Here is a 17,407-nt window from a genome sequence, read left to right on the forward strand (position 1 = left end):
GAGATCATCATGACCAAAGTTCTCGTCCTTTATTATTCCGCCTATGGCCACATCGAAGCGATGGCCAATGCCGTCGCCGAGGGCGCGCGCGAAGCCGGCGCCACCGTCGACATCAAGCGCGTGCCCGAGCTGGTGCCGGCCGAGGTCGCGAAAGCCTCCTATTACAAGGTCGACCAGACCGCCCCGATCGCCAAAATCGAGGACCTCGCCAATTACGATGCGATCATCGTCGGCACCGGCACCCGCTTCGGCCGCATGGCCTCGCAGATGGCGAACTTCCTCGACCAGGCCGGTGGTCTCTGGGCCAAGGGCGCGCTGCACGGCAAGGTCGGCGGCGCCTTCACGGCGACCGCGACCCAGCATGGCGGCCAGGAGACGACGCTGTTCTCGATCATCACCAACCTCTTGCATTTCGGCATGGTCGTGGTCGGCCTGAACTACGGCTTTGCCGGCCAGATGAAGCTCGACGAGGTCACCGGCGGCGCGCCCTATGGCGCCACCACGATCACCGGCGGCGACGGCAGCCGGCAGCCCAGCGCCAACGAGCTCGCCGGCGCACGCTATCAGGGCCGCCAGATCGCGGAGACGGCCAGGAAGCTGCACGGCTGAGCGCGGTTAAGCTTTACGCCTGAACCACTGCATGGCAGGTGCGATCTGGGCGGCATTCTCTTCGGGGGATGCCGCCCCATCTCTGTGGTCAGGATATTTCACCAAAAGCGATACGAATGGCTTTCGAACTCTTGTTGATCGCGCAGATGATCCGCAGGCCCGCTCAGGCGCTGGCGCGGCGATGGTATTGCCGAAGCCTGTTCCGCGCCTCGCGCGGCCGCTTTCATTGTGCCGGCTGCACGAAGGCGTGACCGGCTAGGCCTGCGTGATGTCCGCGTTGGGCTTGATGGGCGCAGTCGCGACAGGCGCCGGTGCCGTCGAGAGCCACCAGCCGTCACCGCCGAACCAGCACGTCTCGTCGGGAGCGCCCTCTCTCCGCAACGACTGCACGCCCTCCCATCCCCTTGCGAACGCCTCCGCCAGTCGCCGGGCAGCATCCGCATCCTGCAATCCCGCGCAGCCGATGAATTGGGCACGCCCGAGGAATTTGGCGGGCCAGGCTGCACCCTCGTCCGGGCGCGTGATCATCAGCATGCCGCCGAGCATGCCTTCAGGCGCGAGCGGAAACACCAGCCGCCCACCGGGCAGCAAGGCATCGAGCCATTCGGCAGCCGGCTGCGCCGCACCCGCGCAGACATAGATCACGTCGGCTCTGGGCAGATCGGACGCGATGCCCGAACGATCCCACACATCCACATGGTCGATGTCCTTCAGATTCTCGCGCGCGAGCCCTGCCAGACGTTCGTCGATCTCGTAGGCATGGACGCGGCCGCCGGGGCCGACGAGATGCGCGAGGATCGCCGTGTAGTAGCCGCTCCCCGCGCCGATCTGGATCACGATCTCGCCTTGCTTCACCGCGCAACCGCTGAGCCAATAGGCGTGCGCGCCGGGCATCCCGATATTGAGACCCCGCGCGCTGTCGAGCGCGAGCAGCGTGTTCTGGTAGAGGAAGGCGGGATCATCGTCGGGCGTCACGACATAGGGGTGTCCGCCAACCGAGATCGACCACGGCCCGGGTCCGGCGAACGGCTCGCGCCTGACGGTGCGATAGGCTTCCTCGATACGGGGGTCCGCGGCCCTCGCCGCGGCGCAGATCAACTGCGCATAGAATGCGCGATATTTTGCCGAACGATCTTTCATGTCGCCTCCGGGAAACAGGCGACGATAACACAACGATTGCGATAATCGCGTGACCCTGCAATCCAGGGCAGCGCGTCAGCGCGTCCCCTTGCCCATCGCCTGCGCCGCAAAGGCGGCGAGCCTGGGGTGACGGCGCAGGCCCTGCGCGACATGGTCACGCCACGCGAAGAGCATGCCGCGCCAGGACAGCGCGACGCTGACATCGGTCAGCGGCACCGGCTCGGCGCCGAAGCGGCGCTTGTAGTCCTGGTTGCCGATGCTGAGGTCGAAACGGCGCACGCCGTCGGCATGCAGCGCCGCCATGGTGCGCTCGGTCACGAGCAGCCCCGGCGAGCAGTTCGACCAGGAATCGCCGGCGTGGCTGATGCGCAGCAGGAAATAGGTCGCACCAGACCTGACGCCGAGCGTGGTGGCAACGACGGCCTCGTCGCAGACCAGCGCCGAAATGACGGCGTAACCGTCCGCAGCACCCTGGCGGGCGACCTCGCGATAGAACTGCGCATGGGTTTCGTCGTTGAGGACGAAGCGCGAGCCGAGCTTTCGCATGCGCGCCTGCTGCTGGGCATCCATCACGTCCAGCAGCTCGCGCGCACGCGCGACATCGGTGGCGATCTCGAATCGCGCGCCGGCGTGACGGCTGAAGACGCGCCAGCAGCGTGGCATCTGCATGCGCTTGATCGAGGCCCGGTAATCTTCATAGTCGTCGCCGGTCAGCACGAGGTTGCCGTTGAGCGAGCAGGATCCGATCCGGCCGAGCGACACCAGCGGGTTCGGGTTGCTGCCAATCTGGGCCGGCATCTTCTTCAGGCGCAGCAAATCGAAGCGGTCCGGCAATGCGCGCAATGCGTCGATCAACGCCTTGCCGATCGCATCCGCCGCCGCCGCGTCCAGCGCGGCATCGAGCGCCAGAATCGGCGCGTTGTTGTCGGAGACGCCGAGATCGGCGAATTCGACGATGCGGATGCCGCGCCTGAGATGGCTGATCATCGGCACCATTGCGATGTCCTTGCCAGTCGTGGCATCGGAGATCAATGCAATCAGCGGCGAGAGATCGTGGAACGCCTCGTACCAGGCGCTAAGCCAATAGCCATGCTGGAATGCAGTGCGATGGCCAGCGTTCAGGCGCGATGCGGCCTGCTTCCAGTCACGCACGAAATCGACCGCGATTCCCGACGCGCTGGACACAAGATCATCTGGTTGCTCGACGCTGAGGATCGTCATCCGCGGGACATGCGATTACTGGGTGTTTCCAGATAGATTATGTTTTGTCGCGGCCACAAGTGACCTCACCGCTTATCGTTAAGCCGATGCCACTGCGGCAGCACCGGCTGCGACAAGTCATCCGTTTCCGCGACGCATTGGAACCTGGCCAGGAAGTGCAGGCCGGCCACGGCAACAGCGAACATGAACCAGATCGGATTCTGCCGTTCGAGCAGGAAGGTCTCGGTGGCCCCGTAGTACAGGCCGAACAGCCACACGGTCAGGAACAGCTTTGCCAACGCACCGCTGCGGTTGTGAGTTCGGGCCGTCTGGAAATTGCCGAGCGGCGCGAGCACGAAGACGAGGATCACCAGCAACAACCCCGGAAGGCCGATGGTGACCGCGAGGTCGAGATAGCTGTTGTGGCTGTGCGCGGCGCTCGTTGCCCATTCGGCGCCCTGGACGGTCTGCCGTGCCGTCACGTCGTCCCAGAACGCGGCGTAGCCGTGACCAATGGTCGGCTTCTCGGCGACGGCTGCGAGCGCGAACTCCCAGATGGCAGAACGGCCGGTGAAGGTGGGATCGAGCGGAAGCAGCCGCGTCATCGCCCCGAGCGCCGGGCTCAGGACGCTGCCGACTGTCAGCAGGTTCATCACGATCAGCGGCACGAAGCAGATCATCCGCCTCAGCCACAGGCTCGGCGTGACGCAGACCAGCGAGGCGAGCGCGTAGATCGCAAGACACAGCACCGACGACGTCTTGCCGCCGGTGAAGATCAGGAAGATTCCGGCCAGCGCGGCGATGGCCGGCCCCATCACGAAGGAGCCGACGGCGGACAGATAAATGCCGACATAGATCAGGATGGTCATCACCGGCGAAGCGATGTTCTTGTGACCAAAGCTGCCGCGCCAGTCGCCGGCCAACTGCGGCTCGGTGACGTCGAGTGCGGTGTGCATCGAGTATTGCGGCGCCAGGAAGACGCCGAGATAGCAGAGGGTAAGCAATACGAGCGCGGCGCCGCCGAGACACAGGTTGAAGCTGCGCTGCGTCGGCGGCAGCAACGGCAAAAGCACCGCGAGCGACATCACGCTGGCTGCGAGCACGAAGCGCTGCATCGAGACTCCGCGATTCTCGGAGAAGACGATGTTGATCAACAGCCATCCGACCAGGCAGAGATGCAGCGGCGTCACCAGCGTCTTCAGCGCGGGCGCATCCGTTGCGGCGACCAACAGTACCGCGACCGCCGCCAGCAAGCCCCAGGAGACATAAGTGAGCGCCATCCGTCCGCCGACGACGGTGGTGACATCCTCGTTGCGCAGGTCAGGAAACGGATCGAGCGTCACCAGCACCAGGAGCAGGGCTGCGACTGCGACGAGGCAGCGCGCCGCCCGCACGGCGTCGATCCCCGCAAGCCCATCGCGCAGGACGCCGCCGAACGATCGGGCCTCGACGTCGGTCATATCAGTGGCGCTGCGATCCATGGCTCGAGAGTAGTGGTGAAGCCGGGGGAAGCTCCAAGAGTTAGCCGATCCCTGTTAAGCATTCGTCAACCAGTCCAACGGGGCTCTGCGGCACCGCCTGCGGCCGCACGATGCTCCGCGCGATTTCGTAATATTGAAGCGCGCGCTGTTCCAGCGTGAGGTTGTCGAGCACGAAGCCGCGCGGATCGAACGTATCGGCGGCGCACCCGGCCCAGAAATCATCCCAGCCCGCCTCGAACCCGGCGATGTCGACGAACTTGGCGCCGCAACGATCGTCCCAGTACGGCACCGACGAGACCGGGGCGAACTGGACGCGATGCGGATAATAATCGGGGTCCCGCCAGGGGCCGCCGGGATCCCAGGCGAGCACCGGGACGCCGCAAGACAATGCCTGCTGATAGGCGATGCCCTGGCTCTCGTTCTGGCAGAGGAAGATCATCGCACGCGATCGCGCGAGCGCGGCCCGATAGTCCTCTTCCTTGTAGCTGCCGTAACGCAGCTCGGTGAACGAGCGGCCTTCCCTCGTGAGCCGGGCGCGGACGGGTTCGATCAGCTCCGCCGCGTAGCGATCGCGGTCCCAATGCACCTTGTCGTAGATCAGGACGTCGACACTCTTTTGCGAGGTCGGCGACGGTGCCCAGAGATCCGTGTCGATGCCGATCGGCCAAGCCTCCGTGTCGGGCCAATGCGGCCGATACATGTCGGCGTACCACGGGCCGGGCACCACGACCTTCTTGACCGGCAGGCGCTTGAACAGGTCGGGATCGTCGAGCGGATGATTGTGGGCGGCAACGCCGAGCAGGATCGGATTTTTCCAGGCGAACTTGTCGAGCAGGAAGGTGCGGCCGATGATGCAGGCGAGTTCGCGCGGATGCCGCGCGATGTAGCCATAGTCGTTGACGCGATAGCGGATACCGAGCCGATCGAGCCCTGCACAGAGATTGAGGAACACGCGGAGCTGCCCGCTCATGCGCGGCTCGCCGAGCAGCATGCGACGCGCCATGCGCCGCAGATGCCGATCGCCGGGAAACCAGCGATCGTCCTTGTCCTCGTAGAACAGGTTGAGGACCATGTCGTCGGGATCGTAGTCGAATGTCTTTGCGGGCACTGGGTCCATCCGCGGCAGCCAGGTTGCCCATTCTCGCATGGGACCGGCTGTCGCACTCTTCCAAATTTGCCACAGGCTTAATGCCGGCGGCTTAACGCTAATTGACGAAACCAACGCTGCGGCAGCCTTCGTGGCGACGCTTTTTTCCCCAATGCGAGTATCATTCGCGACGGCCAAGGTTCCGATCGATCGCGTTGCCAACTCGCAGATGCGCCCTGGTTAACAGACGGTTAAAGGCGAGTCGTATCTTGATCACCGCGGAAGAAATTCTCGAATTGCCGGCGACATCGCGCGTCGTTCCGGCGGCACGCGTCCCGCTGCAGGTCGGCTCAACGACGTCGGTATCCGTCGTCATTCCGGCCAAGAATGTTGCGGCCTATGTCGGCGAAACCCTCGCCAGCGCACTGGCGCAAGCCGAGGTCACCGAAGTGATCGTCGTGGACGACGGCTCGACCGACAGCACCACCGCGATCGTCCGTGCCATTCGTGACCCGCGACTGCGCCTGATGACCAACGGCGCCGCTGGCGTATCGGCAGCGCGCAATCTCGGCGCACAACATGCGAGCAGCCAATGGCTGCTCTTCCTCGATGCCGACGATCGCCTGCGGCCCGGCGCGGTCGCGGCCCTGCTGGCCACTGCGCGTGCCGCGCCGCGAGCGGTTCTTGTCTACGGCGACTACAACACGATCGACAGCGAGGGACGGCAGATCGGCCGCCGGGATCTGCTGAAAGGACGCCGCAAACCGTCCGGCGACGTGCTGGCGCGGCTCGCGGCCGGAAACTTCATCGTCAATGGCGGCATTGCGCTGGCACGTGCAGAGGCCTTCCGCGCTATCGGCGGCTTCGACGTCTCGCTCAGATATTGCGAAGACTGGCACTGCTGGTGCCGCCTTGCCGCGATCGGCGAATTCGAATTTGCGCCAAACCTTCTGCTCGACTACCGCCTGCACACGGCCAACACCATGAACGCGGCGGTGCGGACGCCACAGGATTTCTTTCCGGCGATCGCACGAATATTCGACGACGGGTTGATCATGGCGCGACTGCCCGCGGGCATGGCAGCCGGGCTGCGCCGGGCCGCCGAGGTTCATCTCGTCACGTATTCGGCGATGCAAGCGGTCCGCTTCGGCAGATATCGCCAGGCCTTCGCCTATCTCGGGATGGTCGGGCGCCGCTCGCTCAAATCGCTGCCGCGTTCCGCGGTTAGGGTCGCCCTCGCCTGCTTCGGTATTTAGACCGCGACCTCGGCGTCAGGACGCGATCTTCGAGGCCTTATAGGGTTTCGGCTCGATGCCGAACGCGGCGAGCGCCGAGCCGAGCGCGACCATCACGGGGTGCATCGCGACGACGACCTTCGACGTTTTCAGCAGAGCGGCCGCGCGCACCAGCGACAGCGGCAACCTCCCGAGCATCTGCGCAAACACCCACACTCGCGCCGCGGCGCCCTGCGCGGCCTTGGACTGCACACGATAATTGATCGCGCCGATGCGCAGGCCTCGCTTCACGATCCAGCCGAAACTGGTGCGGCTTTGCGGCACCGTCTCGGTGATGACTGCCTCCGCCGTCCAGTGGAACGTCATGCCGGCATTGCGGCAGCGCACGAAGAAATCGCAGTCGCCGCCCCCGAGGAAGTTGAAGCGCGGGTCGAAGGCCGGACGGGCGAACCTCTCGAACGCCGCACGCGTGATCAGGCAATTGCCGCAGCCGTAGATCAGGGGCACAGCGCCGCTGTAATCATAGGCGGGGCAGAAAACGGGGTGGCGCGAAAGCCAGGGCATGCTGCGATCCTCGAAGACCGGCAGCACCGGCCCGCCGACCAGATCGGCGCCGGTCGCCTCCGCGGTGCGAACCATCAGCTCGAGCCAATCGGGCGAGGCGATCTCGTCGTCGTCGATCATCAGGAACCGGGTCGCGGCGGGAAACAGCGCCAGCGCCGTCTCGAACGCGGCGTTGATCGCCTGGACGTTGCCTTGCCGTTTCTCAACCAGGCAGACACCCTGGAGCCTGCCATCGGCGAGATATTCCGCGGCCACCGGCGCGCTTTCACGCCGGACCGCATCGTTCTCGACCATGACGACGGCGAAGGAGCGCGGGGTGCGCTGACTGACGAGCGAGTCCAGCGTCGACCGCAGATGCTGCGGGCGGCGGAAGCAGGGAATGCAGACGACGATCCCAACCGACAGGTCGATAATCCGGGAGCTGGACGCGATCTCCCGGTCGGGATCGCGCACGGCATCCGAGATACGCGTGGCGGACAGGTCTGTCGGGATCAATGTCATGACGTTCTAGATGTCCGAGATAGATTGAAAAAGCCCTGCTTCGATCCGGGCATCAGCGCCGTCCCGCGACGGCACATCGCCGCGGGACAGGCACGTCCCAAAATGAACGGCCGGTTTGAGCCTCGCGACGGCGCCACGCCGCCGATTTTCCGCCATCCATGCACTTAACTGATTTCGGGTGTTTCTGCTGCGAAGCCTTGCGCGCAGTGATGCTGCAATTCGCGGTCCACCGTGCCGATGGCTGGCGTGGACGATACCGTAGTTAACGCACATGCTCATTAACCCGATCGTAAGTACCGCGACGGGTGAAGCGTCGCGGTATCGGATTTGCTCTACGGGCACACGAGATTTTTCCTGTAAATTTAAGTCGAACAAGCGCGGTCAGAAAATATGAACAAGCCAGCCACGATCGATTTCGCGACAGCCACGGCGGTCCAAATTCCCGCGGCCATGGCACGCACTCAGGCGCTGCACGATCTCGTCCCCGGTGAAGCCCGCGACAGCCTGCTCGCCGTCCACGACGTACTGCGCCGCGGACTGCCGCAGGGCCAGCTCGCCACCTACGAAGCCGGAGGCGGCTCGTGCAGCGTCCTGCCACCGGAATTGCTGAGCCGCAGCAAGGTCACCGTCGTCGATATCGACGAGGACCAGGTCCGCAACAACAGCTACGCGGACGAAGCGATCCTCGGCGATGTCCAGACCTACCGCTTCGGGCGCGAGACCTTCGATCTGGTGATCTGCTACAACGTGATCGAACATCTTCCCAACGTCGACGCCGCACTCCTGAATTTCCGAGATGCGCTCAAGCGCGGCGGGATGATCCTGATCGGCGCGCCCAATCCGCGCTCGTTGTCCGGGGTCGTCACCAAATACTCGCCGCACTGGTTCCACGTCTGGTTCTACCGGCACATTCGAGGCATCAAGGATGCCGGCTTGCCGGGCGAGCCGCCGTTCCCGACCTTCTTCCATCCCCTGGTGTCGCTACCGAGGCTCGAAGCGTTCGCCGCCGCCAATGGCCTCGAGATGATCTACCGCCGTGAGGTCGAGAGCCCGCGCTATCCCGAGATGCGCCGGCGCAAGCCGCTGTTCGCAGCCCTGGTCGACGCCGGCGCCGCCGTGCTCAACGCCATGCTCCCGCGCGGGACCGACGTCCGCCGCGGCGATTATCACGTCATCCTGCGGAAAAGCTGACGGCCATGGTGCGCGCGCAGCCGATCGCAAGACCAGCGAAGCCTCGCGGCCACGATGCACGCGGTAACGAACCGTTAATCTCTGAAGGACCGCGCCATCGCATGCGTCACGGCGACGCGTCGAAGAGTGGCATGCGCTTAAACGCTTTGTTTGCCATTTCGGTGAATAGTCCCTCAATGAGTATGGTTAATTTTCCCTGTTGCGTTGAGTGGGCACCTATATCTGAGGTGCGTGGCGTAGAGCGAAGAGTACCCCCTCAGCTCGCGGCACTTGGAATGAAAGCTGGGGATCATGCTTGACTATAACCAGCCGATAGATCGGGCCGGACCGGAGGCCCCGCAGCAGCGGCCTCGGGTTGGCTTCAACGTGCTGGAGCTGGTCAATCTGCTCTGGCGGCGGAAGGTCGCGATTGCCGTTGCCGCGCTGCTCGGTGCAACGGCCGCCGTCACCGTGGGCAAGAGCCTGACGCCCCGCTACACCGCCACCGCCCAACTCTATGTCGACCCGCGCGAGCTTCAGCTCGTCGATCGCGAGCTAACGCCTCGCGCGCAGGACGTCTCCGGCATGTCGATGGTGGTCGAGAGCCAGGCGCGCCTGATCACCTCCAACAGCGTGCTGCTCCAGGTGATCCAGCAGGCTGATCTGGACAAGGATCCCGAATTCGGCGGCGGCGCCGACGGCAAAGGCGTGATGTCCTCGCTGCTCGGTCTGATCGGCCTTCAGCCCCGCGCGCCCTCCGCCACGGAGAAGAGGGAAGTGCAGCTCGCCGCCCTCGAGGCGCTGAACCGGCACATCACGATCCGCAAGACCGAGAAGAGCTTCATCGTCGACATCGAGGTCTGGTCGACCGATCCGGCGAAAGCGGCGATGCTCGCCAACACGCTGACCAGTGCCTACCTCGCGGAATCCCGCAACTCGCAGGCGTCAGCCGCGCGGCGCGCCACCAACGATCTCTCCGGCCGCTTGAAGGAGTTGCGCGAGCGGCTGCGCAACGCCGAGACCGTGCTTGCGACCTACAAGGCCCAGAACAATTTCGTCGGTACCCAGGATGCGCTGATCAGCGACCAGCAGCTTTCCGCCAGCAACCAGCGGCTTTCCGCCGCCCGCGCCGCGACCATGGACGCGCAGGCGCGCCTCGATCAGATTGAGGCGAGCCGGCGCACCACGGCAGATGCGGGCGCGAACTCCGAAGCGCTGCAATCGCCGACCATCGCGAACCTGCGCGCGCAATATGCCGACGCGCGCAAGAAATATGCGGAGCAGGCCGGCGAGCTCGGCCCACGTCATCCGGCGCTGCGCCAGACCGAGAAGCAGGTCGAAGATCTCAAGCGCACCATCAACGAAGAGATCGACCGCTTCGCGCAGTCCGCCAAGAACGATTTGACGCGTGCCCGCGACTTTGAAGCCTCGCTCAGCCGGGCGCTGGAGGCACAGAAGCGGCAGAGCGTCCAGCTCAGCCAGGCCGCCGTGCGCTTGCGCGAGCTCGAGCGCGAAGCCGATGCCAGCCGTGACGTCTATCAATCCTTCCTCAAGCGTTCGCGCGAGACCGAGGAGCAGGAGACGCTGAACACCTCGGCGGCCCGAATCATCGGCGAAGCGACGGTGCCGCAGCGGCGCTCGTTCCCGCCGGCGATGAGCCTGTTCGCCATGATCGGCTTCATCTTCGGCGCGATCGCTGCATCGAGCTGGTTCGTCGCGGCCGAACTGCTGTTCGCCGGCGCATTCGCGCCGGCGCCGGCGCCGGCCCGGCCCAATCGCACTCCGTTGCCGCAAGCTCCGCGAGCTTCAGAGCCTTCGCGAACGGCGGAGACCGCCCGGCCCCACCCGGCCTCGCGAGCCCCGGAAATCGCGCAGGCACTGCCGGAACTCACAGCCCCGCCGCTGCAACCTTCGATGGTCGAGAAGCCCCTGATCGAAAAGCCGCTGATCGCGCGCCTCCAGGAGGCCGACGTCATCCACACGCTCGGTGCCATTCTCGCCACCGGCGGCGGCATCGACCTCACCCGGCTGGGCTGGCCGACGCTGCGCCCCGGCTTTCCCCTGACGACGCTGCTCAACGCCTGGCGCGACATGCGCGCTACGGCGGCCCGGCGCGCCGGCGGAAAGACAATGCCTGTTATCGCGCTCGTCGGTGCCAGTGAGACCACCGGGCGCAGCGTGACCGCGCTGAATTTCGCGCTCGCGGCCGCGCGCGACGGCGCTCGGGTACTGATGATCGATGCCGACCACCAGGCCCACTCGCTCTCGAACAAGGTCAACCGTCCCGGCAAGAGTGAGCCGAGCAAGGTTGGATGGCTTTCGATCGGCAGCAAGGCCGCGCGCGAGATCAAGACACTCAACGGCATCTCGGTATTGCCGGCCGCCGAACGCGACGCAGGCAAGGCCACTGACGCCATCCGCAAGGCCATCGAGCAGGCGCGCTCCGCCGGCGGTTATGACCTCGTGATCCTCGACGGTCCCGCGGCGCCACTCACGACCGGCAGCCGCAAGCTGCTCGATGATGCCGACGCGCTGGTGGCGGTGCTGCCGACCAGCCTCGACATCAACGACGGCCTCGAAGAGATATTGAGCACGCTCGGCCGCGCCGAGCGCAAGCTCGTCGGCGTCGTGCTCGACGAACTCACCCCTATGGCCCAAGCTCGCCAACGAGGCAGACAATATGCTTGAGCGCCGCATCAATCTCGATGGCCGGACCGCAACTGCCGACGTGCCGCGGATCACCATCGGCGGCCTTCGTATGGCCGCACTCGACCTGGAAGCGACCGCGGATTTCATGATCGAGGCGACCGATCCGCGCCATCGCATCGGCCGTCCGCTGCACCTGACCTCGGCCAACGGCGAGGTGCTGGCGCGGTGCTCGACCGAACCGGAGACCGAGCGCCTGTTCCGCGGCGCCGACCTCATCAACGCCGATGGCCAGCCGCTGGTGGCGGCGTCGAGGCTGCAATCCTGGTTTCCGCTGCCCGAGCGCGTCGCCACGACGGATCTGTTTCACGTCGTCGCGCGCAAGGCCGAAGCGGTCGGCCGCACCTTCTACATGTTCGGCGCGAGCGAGGACGAGAACGCCGCTGCGGTCGAGAACGTCCGGAAGATGTATCCAAACCTCAAGATCGTCGGCTACAGCCACGGCTATCTCCGTGGCGATGCACTGCGCGCGAAGGTCGACGAGATCAACGCGCTAGCACCGGATTATCTCTGGGTTGCGCTGGGCGTGCCAAACGAGCAGGCTTTCGTCGAGGAATTCACGCCGCATCTCACCAATGTCGGCGTCATCAAGACATCCGGCGGCCTGTTCAACTTCTTGTCGGGAAGCCGCGCCCGCGCGCCGCGATGGATGCAGAAGATCGGCCTGGAATGGGCCTGGCGCACCTTGCTCGAGCCCCGCCGCCTGTTCTGGCGTTATTTGACCACCAATCCTCGCGCGATCTATCTGCTGTTCAGCCGCAATCGGCCCCTTAATCGCTGAGTAGAACGACATGACCGCCGCCGGTTATCAGCCCCGCCTGCGCTGTTTCAACGCCGGCGGCGCCGTATTGCGCCTTGCGGGTCGGGCTCATAAGCGGCTAAAGAGACTGTCACAGTCGGCGCCGGCAACTTTCGCGGCCGCCGCATGTTTTTGTATGGCCGCCGACACAAGCGGCACAATCGGCTCAGCCAATAGCGCGAGCCAGCTTTTCACAGCGAAGGCCACGATCGAGTCCGCGCATCGGCCTGCTTTCAGGCGCGACCCAAGGGAGCACGGAACGAATGCATCAGGCCGCAAGCCTGCAATTCGAGCGCATGATGAACGAGCTCATCCTCTGGCATGCCGTGCCGGAGGACGAACGATCGCCGGCGCCGGCCTGGTGGTGGGGTCCGGCGATGGCGGTATTCGACACGCACGAGCCGATGCGACAGGCCTGGTGTCGTGAGCTCGGCCTTGGCGACGGGTCGAGCTTTGCCGATGGAGCGCATGTCCTTATCGCGCTCTTCGCCGAACAAACCTCGCTTCCGTGGCCGGATGATTTTCCACGCAAGGCGGAGATCAGGGAAGAGGACGTCCGCGAGCTCCACCCGCAGCCATCAGACGACAGCGCTTTTCAACCGTAGCGCCGCGGCCGCGGTGGCGGCATGGTCCGGCTCCGGCTGGAGCGGCGGCGCGACAGGCGGCTCCGTCGGCCGTAGCAGCTCGGCCATCTGCCGCGCCGGCACCGGCTTGGAGATCAGGAAGCCCTGCATCTCGTCGCAGCCATGGGCGCGCAGGAACGCCTCCTGTTCAGCGTTCTCGACGCCTTCCGCCACCACGGTCATACCGAGCGCCTTGCCCATGCTGATGATCGCCTGCGCGATCGCCTGATCCTCCGCATCCTGCGGCAGGTCGCGCACGAAGGAGCGGTCGATCTTGATGGTGTCGATCGGAAAATGCTTCATCAGCGACATCGACGAATATCCGGTGCCGAAATCGTCGATCGCCAAGCGAATGCCGCGGCTCTGGATGGCGTCGAGCACCTTGATCGCACGTCCGACATTGCGCATCATCATACTCTCGGTGACTTCGAGCTGGAGCAGCACCGGCGACATGCCGCTTGCGGCGAGCGCTTCGTCGACGTCCTGCAAGAGATGCTCGTCGACGAACTGGCGCGGCGACAGGTTCACCGCCATGGATACCGGCAAGAGGCCGCGCCGCTGCCAGGCCATGGCCTGCGCGCAGGCCTCCTTCATCACCCAGCGGCCGATCGGCACGATCAATCCGGTCTCCTCCGCCAGCGGAATGAACTGCGCCGGCGAGATATTGCCGAGATCGGGATGCGTCCAGCGCAATAGCGCTTCCACGCCGGTGATCTGGCCGGTCACCATGTCCACCTTGGGCTGGTAGTTCAAAGTGAACTGATCCCGCTCCAGCGCCCGGCGCAGCGCGCTCTCCAGCGACAGCCGCTCGATCGACTGCGTGTTCACTTCCTTGGAGAAGAAGCGATAGCCGTTCTTGCCGTCTTCCTTGGCGAGATACATCGCCATGTCGGCATTCTTGGTCAGCGTCAGCGCGTCGGCACCGTTGGCCGGATACATCGCAATGCCGATGGAGGCGGTGGTGTGGCACTCGTGGCCGGCCAGCTCCATTGGCTTCGCGAGCACGCGGAGCAGTTCCGTCGCGATGCGCTGGACGTCGTCGATCTCGCCGCACTGGTCGAGGATAACCACGAACTCGTCGCCTCCGAGGCGCGCCACCACGTCGCTCGCTCGCAGCGCGCTGCGCAACCGGTCGGCGACTTCGAGCAGGAGCAAATCGCCCGCCTCGTGGCCGAGCGAATCGTTGATGACCTTGAACCGGTCGAGATCGATGAACAGCACCGCGAAACGATGGTCATGGCGCTCCGCCGCATCGATTGCCGCGCGCAACACGGCACTGAATGTCTCGCGGTTGGGCAGGTTGGTCAGGCTGTCATAGGAGGCGAGATACTCGATCCGTTCGTCGGCCTTGTTCTTCTCGTCGGCGCGATCGAAATTCTCCATCGCGAAGGAGACGTTTTCGGCGAGACGCTGCAGCAGCTCGACGAACTCGTCGGTAAAGGCGGCAGGCTCCGCCGACAAGTAGATCATGACGCCAACTGCCTGGTCGTGGGCGACCAGCGGGAATGCCGCTCCCGAGCGCGCGCCGTCGCCGCGGACGATGGCGTGGAAGGCGCGGACGCGATCGTCGTTGAGATAATCGTTGCTGATGCAAGGCTGGCGCGTGCGGAATGCCGTGCCGCTCATCCCACGACCTTCCGGGCAATCGGGGTCGATGGAGAGGCGGACGGTGCGCGTGGTGCCGGCCGCGGGTCCGGCGCTGGCGACGATTTCCAGCTGGTCGCTCTCGGCGCTCGCGAGCGCGATGGTGGTGGAGGTGAATTTTGCGCCATTCGAAGCAGCAAGGCAGACGAGGTCGAACAGTTCGGCGCGCGACTTCGCCCGCATGATCGCCTCGTTGGTGGCGCTCAGCGACGCAAACATCCGCGTCAGGCGTTCCTTCTGCGCTTCGGTGCGGGCCTTCTCCTCGGCACGATCGAAATTGTCGAGGGCGAAAGAGACGTTTTCAGCCAGACGTCCGAGCAGCTCGACCAAATCGGGTGTGAACGTATTCTCTTCCGGTGCGAGGAAAAGCAGGATGCCAATCGGCTCCTGGCCGCCCCGCAGCAGCGGGAAGCTGGCAGCAGCCCGGGTTCCATCCTCGATCGCCTTGGAATGCCAGTACACCGATCGCGGATCATTCAGATAATCGTTGATGACACTGGCCCGGCGGGTCCGCAGCGACATCCCTATGATTCCCTGGCCTTCAGGATGGTCGGCGGAAACAAGGCAGGTGCGTCCCACCATTCGTTCCTGCAGGCGTCCCTTCACGGCGACGACCCGGACAAGTTCACGTTTGTCGTCCAAAGTGGCGATTGTCGCGGAGGCGAACACCCCGCCGAGCACGGCGGCCTGGCACGCGACCTCGAACAGCTCCTCGCGCGTCTTGGCGCGCATGATGGCTTCGTTGGTCGCGCTCAGCGCCTCGAACATGCCACTCAGGCGATCGCGCTGCTTGTCGGCCCGCGCTTTTTCGTCGGCTCGATCGAAATTCTCGAGCGCAAAGGCGACGTTGGCCTGGAGCTTACGCAGGAGCTCGACGAACTCGTCCGTGAAAGTGCCGCGCTCGCGCGAGTTGAACAGGAATACGCCTTCGACCTTGTCGCCATTGAACAGCGGCAGCGCGGTTGACGACGCAATGCCGTTGCGACGCGCGCTGGCGTGCCAAGGCTCGAGGCGGGCGTCTGCCAGGATGTCGTTGCTAATGCAAGCCTTCCGGGTCCGGAACGCAGTGCCGGTCAACCCACGTCCCTCCGGCACCTTGTCGCTGACCCGCAATCTGAAGGTTCGTACCTCAGCGGCGTTCGGTCCAAAGGATGCGACAACGCGAAGCAGTCCCGCGTCGCGGTCGAGCAACGCGATCGAGGTCGAGGCGAACTTCGCGCCCTGCGCCGTGGCTTCGCAAACCAGGTCAAACAGTTCGCTGCGGGATCTTGCCCGCAGAATGGCCTCGTTGGTCGCGCTTAGCGCCGCGTACATGCGCGCCAGCCGTTCCTCCTCCAGCGCGATCTGGGCCTTCTCCTTGTCGCGGTCAAAGTTCTCGAGCGCAAAGCATACGGTTTCGGTCATCCGCAGCAACAGTGCGACGATGCCTTCGTCTTTCGCCCAGGCTTTGCTCACGAAGAAAAACAGCACGCCGATGCTGGTGCCACGCTTGATCAAGGGAGCAGCCACGCAGGCGACGGCGCCGGCATCGACGTTGGTTTGCTCCCAGGTCGTCCCCTTGGTACGATTGAGGAGGTCGTCCTCGACGATCGCTTTCTGAGTCCGGAACACCTGGCCGGAGATGCCCTTGCCATAGGGACTCTCCGCATCGATCGAGTAGCGCGTGCGTCTGATCAGATCCAGATTTTGTCCGGTCGCTGCCACCGGCGTCAGCCATTCGGAATCCGGCTCGCGCAGCAGAACGAAAGTGGCAAGCGATTTGCCGCTATGCACAGCGGCATCGCAGACCCGCTGGTATAGATCCTGCTCAGTGCTGGCGTGAAGGATTGCTTCGTTGGTCGCAGTGAGGGCGCCGAACATGCGGTTGAGCCGCCGCACTGCCCGCTCGCCATCCAGGCGCGCTGTCTCGCGCGCGAAATTCTCCAGCGCATGTGAGATATTGCTCGACATCCGCTCGAAGAGCGAGACCATCGCCTCGTCGAGCGTGCCTGCCCCCGAGCGCGTCACATACAACACGCCGATGCTGCGACCGCCACAGATCAGGGGAAGCGCCGCGGCTGCCCCGACACCCGCTCCGGCAGCGCCTTCGCGCCACGCGAGCGAGCGCGGATCGTTCAGATAATCGTTACTGATGCAAATCCCCTGGCTGCGAAAGGCTTCGCCGCCGACGCCCGACCCCTCCGGCGTGCCGGCCTCCGTGGTGATCGTGATCGCACGCAGCCGCGCAACGTCGTCGCCGCAGCCGGCCGCAAATCGGAGCCGCTGGCCATCCGGCTCCGCCAGGAACACGGCGACGGCCATGAAGTCCCCACTCGAAAACCCGGCGTCGCAGACCTTCTGGTACAGCTCGTCCGGCGACTTCGCGTAAAGGATGGCTTCGTTGATGTCGCTCAACGCTGCAAGTGTGCGCGCGAGGGTCGTCTGCACGATCTCAACTCCCCGGCATTTCTGCCATTTTCTCCCGGGTAGCTTATGAGGGCGATGGCCTAAGTGGTGGTTATTGGTTCCCGCAAACCGTCGATCAAAGTGAACGAGCTGCAAACAGCTGTCGCGAACCTGTCAAAATCGCTATACTGGATGGCGGTTTCAGCCACAGACGCGCTCCCTTTACGAATTTGCAGCCCTGTATTGGTTTACGGGAGATTGAT

Annotated in this window: 12 protein-coding genes; 6 read left to right on the forward strand and 6 right to left on the reverse strand. The window is 64.7% G+C overall.

Annotated features, from left to right (window positions below; all coding sequences use genetic code 11):
• Positions 1–9 precede the first annotated feature (9 nt).
• A complete protein-coding gene (wrbA, locus tag ABIB80_RS25410) occupies positions 10–609 on the forward strand; it encodes an NAD(P)H:quinone oxidoreductase (RefSeq protein ID WP_007596996.1) in 600 nt (199 codons plus the stop codon).
• A 255-nt stretch (positions 610–864) separates the two neighbouring features.
• Here the strand turns inward: wrbA and ABIB80_RS25415 are convergent, their stop codons facing one another.
• From ABIB80_RS25415 to ABIB80_RS25430, 4 genes are all read right to left on the reverse strand, one after another.
• Positions 865–1,749, reverse strand: coding sequence for a protein-L-isoaspartate O-methyltransferase family protein (locus tag ABIB80_RS25415; protein WP_007596998.1), 885 nt, complete (start codon positions 1,747–1,749; stop codon positions 865–867).
• Positions 1,750–1,824: 75 nt separating this feature from the next.
• On the reverse strand, positions 1,825–2,970 hold the full coding sequence (locus ABIB80_RS25420) for a GNAT family N-acetyltransferase (protein ID WP_007596999.1): 1,146 nt from the start codon (positions 2,968–2,970) through the stop codon (positions 1,825–1,827).
• Positions 2,971–3,035: 65 nt separating this feature from the next.
• Entirely contained in the window at positions 3,036–4,430 is a 1,395-nt protein-coding gene (locus ABIB80_RS25425; RefSeq protein ID WP_007597000.1) for an O-antigen ligase family protein, read from the reverse strand.
• Between the two features lie 40 nt (positions 4,431–4,470).
• Positions 4,471–5,538, reverse strand: a complete 1,068-nt coding sequence (locus ABIB80_RS25430; RefSeq protein WP_035995280.1) for a glycosyltransferase — start codon at positions 5,536–5,538, stop codon at positions 4,471–4,473.
• Positions 5,539–5,786: 248 nt separating this feature from the next.
• Between ABIB80_RS25430 and ABIB80_RS25435 the strand changes: the two genes are divergently transcribed.
• Complete coding sequence (locus tag ABIB80_RS25435; protein ID WP_007597002.1) at positions 5,787–6,773, forward strand: glycosyltransferase; 987 nt, start codon at positions 5,787–5,789, stop codon at positions 6,771–6,773.
• Positions 6,774–6,788: 15 nt separating this feature from the next.
• On the opposite strand, the gene ABIB80_RS25440 is transcribed toward ABIB80_RS25435, so the two are convergent.
• A complete protein-coding gene (locus ABIB80_RS25440) occupies positions 6,789–7,817 on the reverse strand; it encodes a glycosyltransferase family 2 protein (RefSeq protein ID WP_007597003.1) in 1,029 nt (342 codons plus the stop codon).
• A gap of 390 nt (positions 7,818–8,207) precedes the next feature.
• Between ABIB80_RS25440 and ABIB80_RS25445 the strand changes: the two genes are divergently transcribed.
• From ABIB80_RS25445 to ABIB80_RS25460, 4 genes are all read left to right on the forward strand, one after another.
• Positions 8,208–9,008 carry a class I SAM-dependent methyltransferase gene (locus tag ABIB80_RS25445; RefSeq protein ID WP_007597004.1) on the forward strand — a complete coding sequence of 267 codons (801 nt, stop codon included), beginning with the start codon at positions 8,208–8,210 and terminating at the stop codon, positions 9,006–9,008.
• A 291-nt stretch (positions 9,009–9,299) separates the two neighbouring features.
• Positions 9,300–11,675, forward strand: a complete 2,376-nt coding sequence (locus ABIB80_RS25450) for an exopolysaccharide transport family protein (protein ID WP_354128667.1) — start codon at positions 9,300–9,302, stop codon at positions 11,673–11,675.
• Positions 11,668–12,474 (forward strand): WecB/TagA/CpsF family glycosyltransferase, encoded by an 807-nt coding sequence (locus ABIB80_RS25455; protein WP_007597006.1) that lies wholly within the window; start codon positions 11,668–11,670, stop codon positions 12,472–12,474. Before ABIB80_RS25450 ends, ABIB80_RS25455 begins: the two co-directional genes overlap by 8 nt.
• A gap of 281 nt (positions 12,475–12,755) precedes the next feature.
• Positions 12,756–13,097 carry a hypothetical protein gene (locus ABIB80_RS25460; RefSeq protein WP_007597007.1) on the forward strand — a complete coding sequence of 114 codons (342 nt, stop codon included), beginning with the start codon at positions 12,756–12,758 and terminating at the stop codon, positions 13,095–13,097.
• On the opposite strand, the gene ABIB80_RS25465 is transcribed toward ABIB80_RS25460, so the two are convergent.
• Entirely contained in the window at positions 13,071–17,186 is a 4,116-nt protein-coding gene (locus ABIB80_RS25465) for a GAF domain-containing protein (RefSeq protein ID WP_354128668.1), read from the reverse strand. The genes ABIB80_RS25460 and ABIB80_RS25465 overlap by 27 nt on opposite strands.
• Positions 17,187–17,407: the final 221 nt, after the last annotated feature.

The organism is Bradyrhizobium sp. i1.15.2 (assembly GCF_040548425.1).
Classification (GTDB): Bacteria; Pseudomonadota; Alphaproteobacteria; order Rhizobiales; family Xanthobacteraceae; genus Bradyrhizobium; species Bradyrhizobium canariense.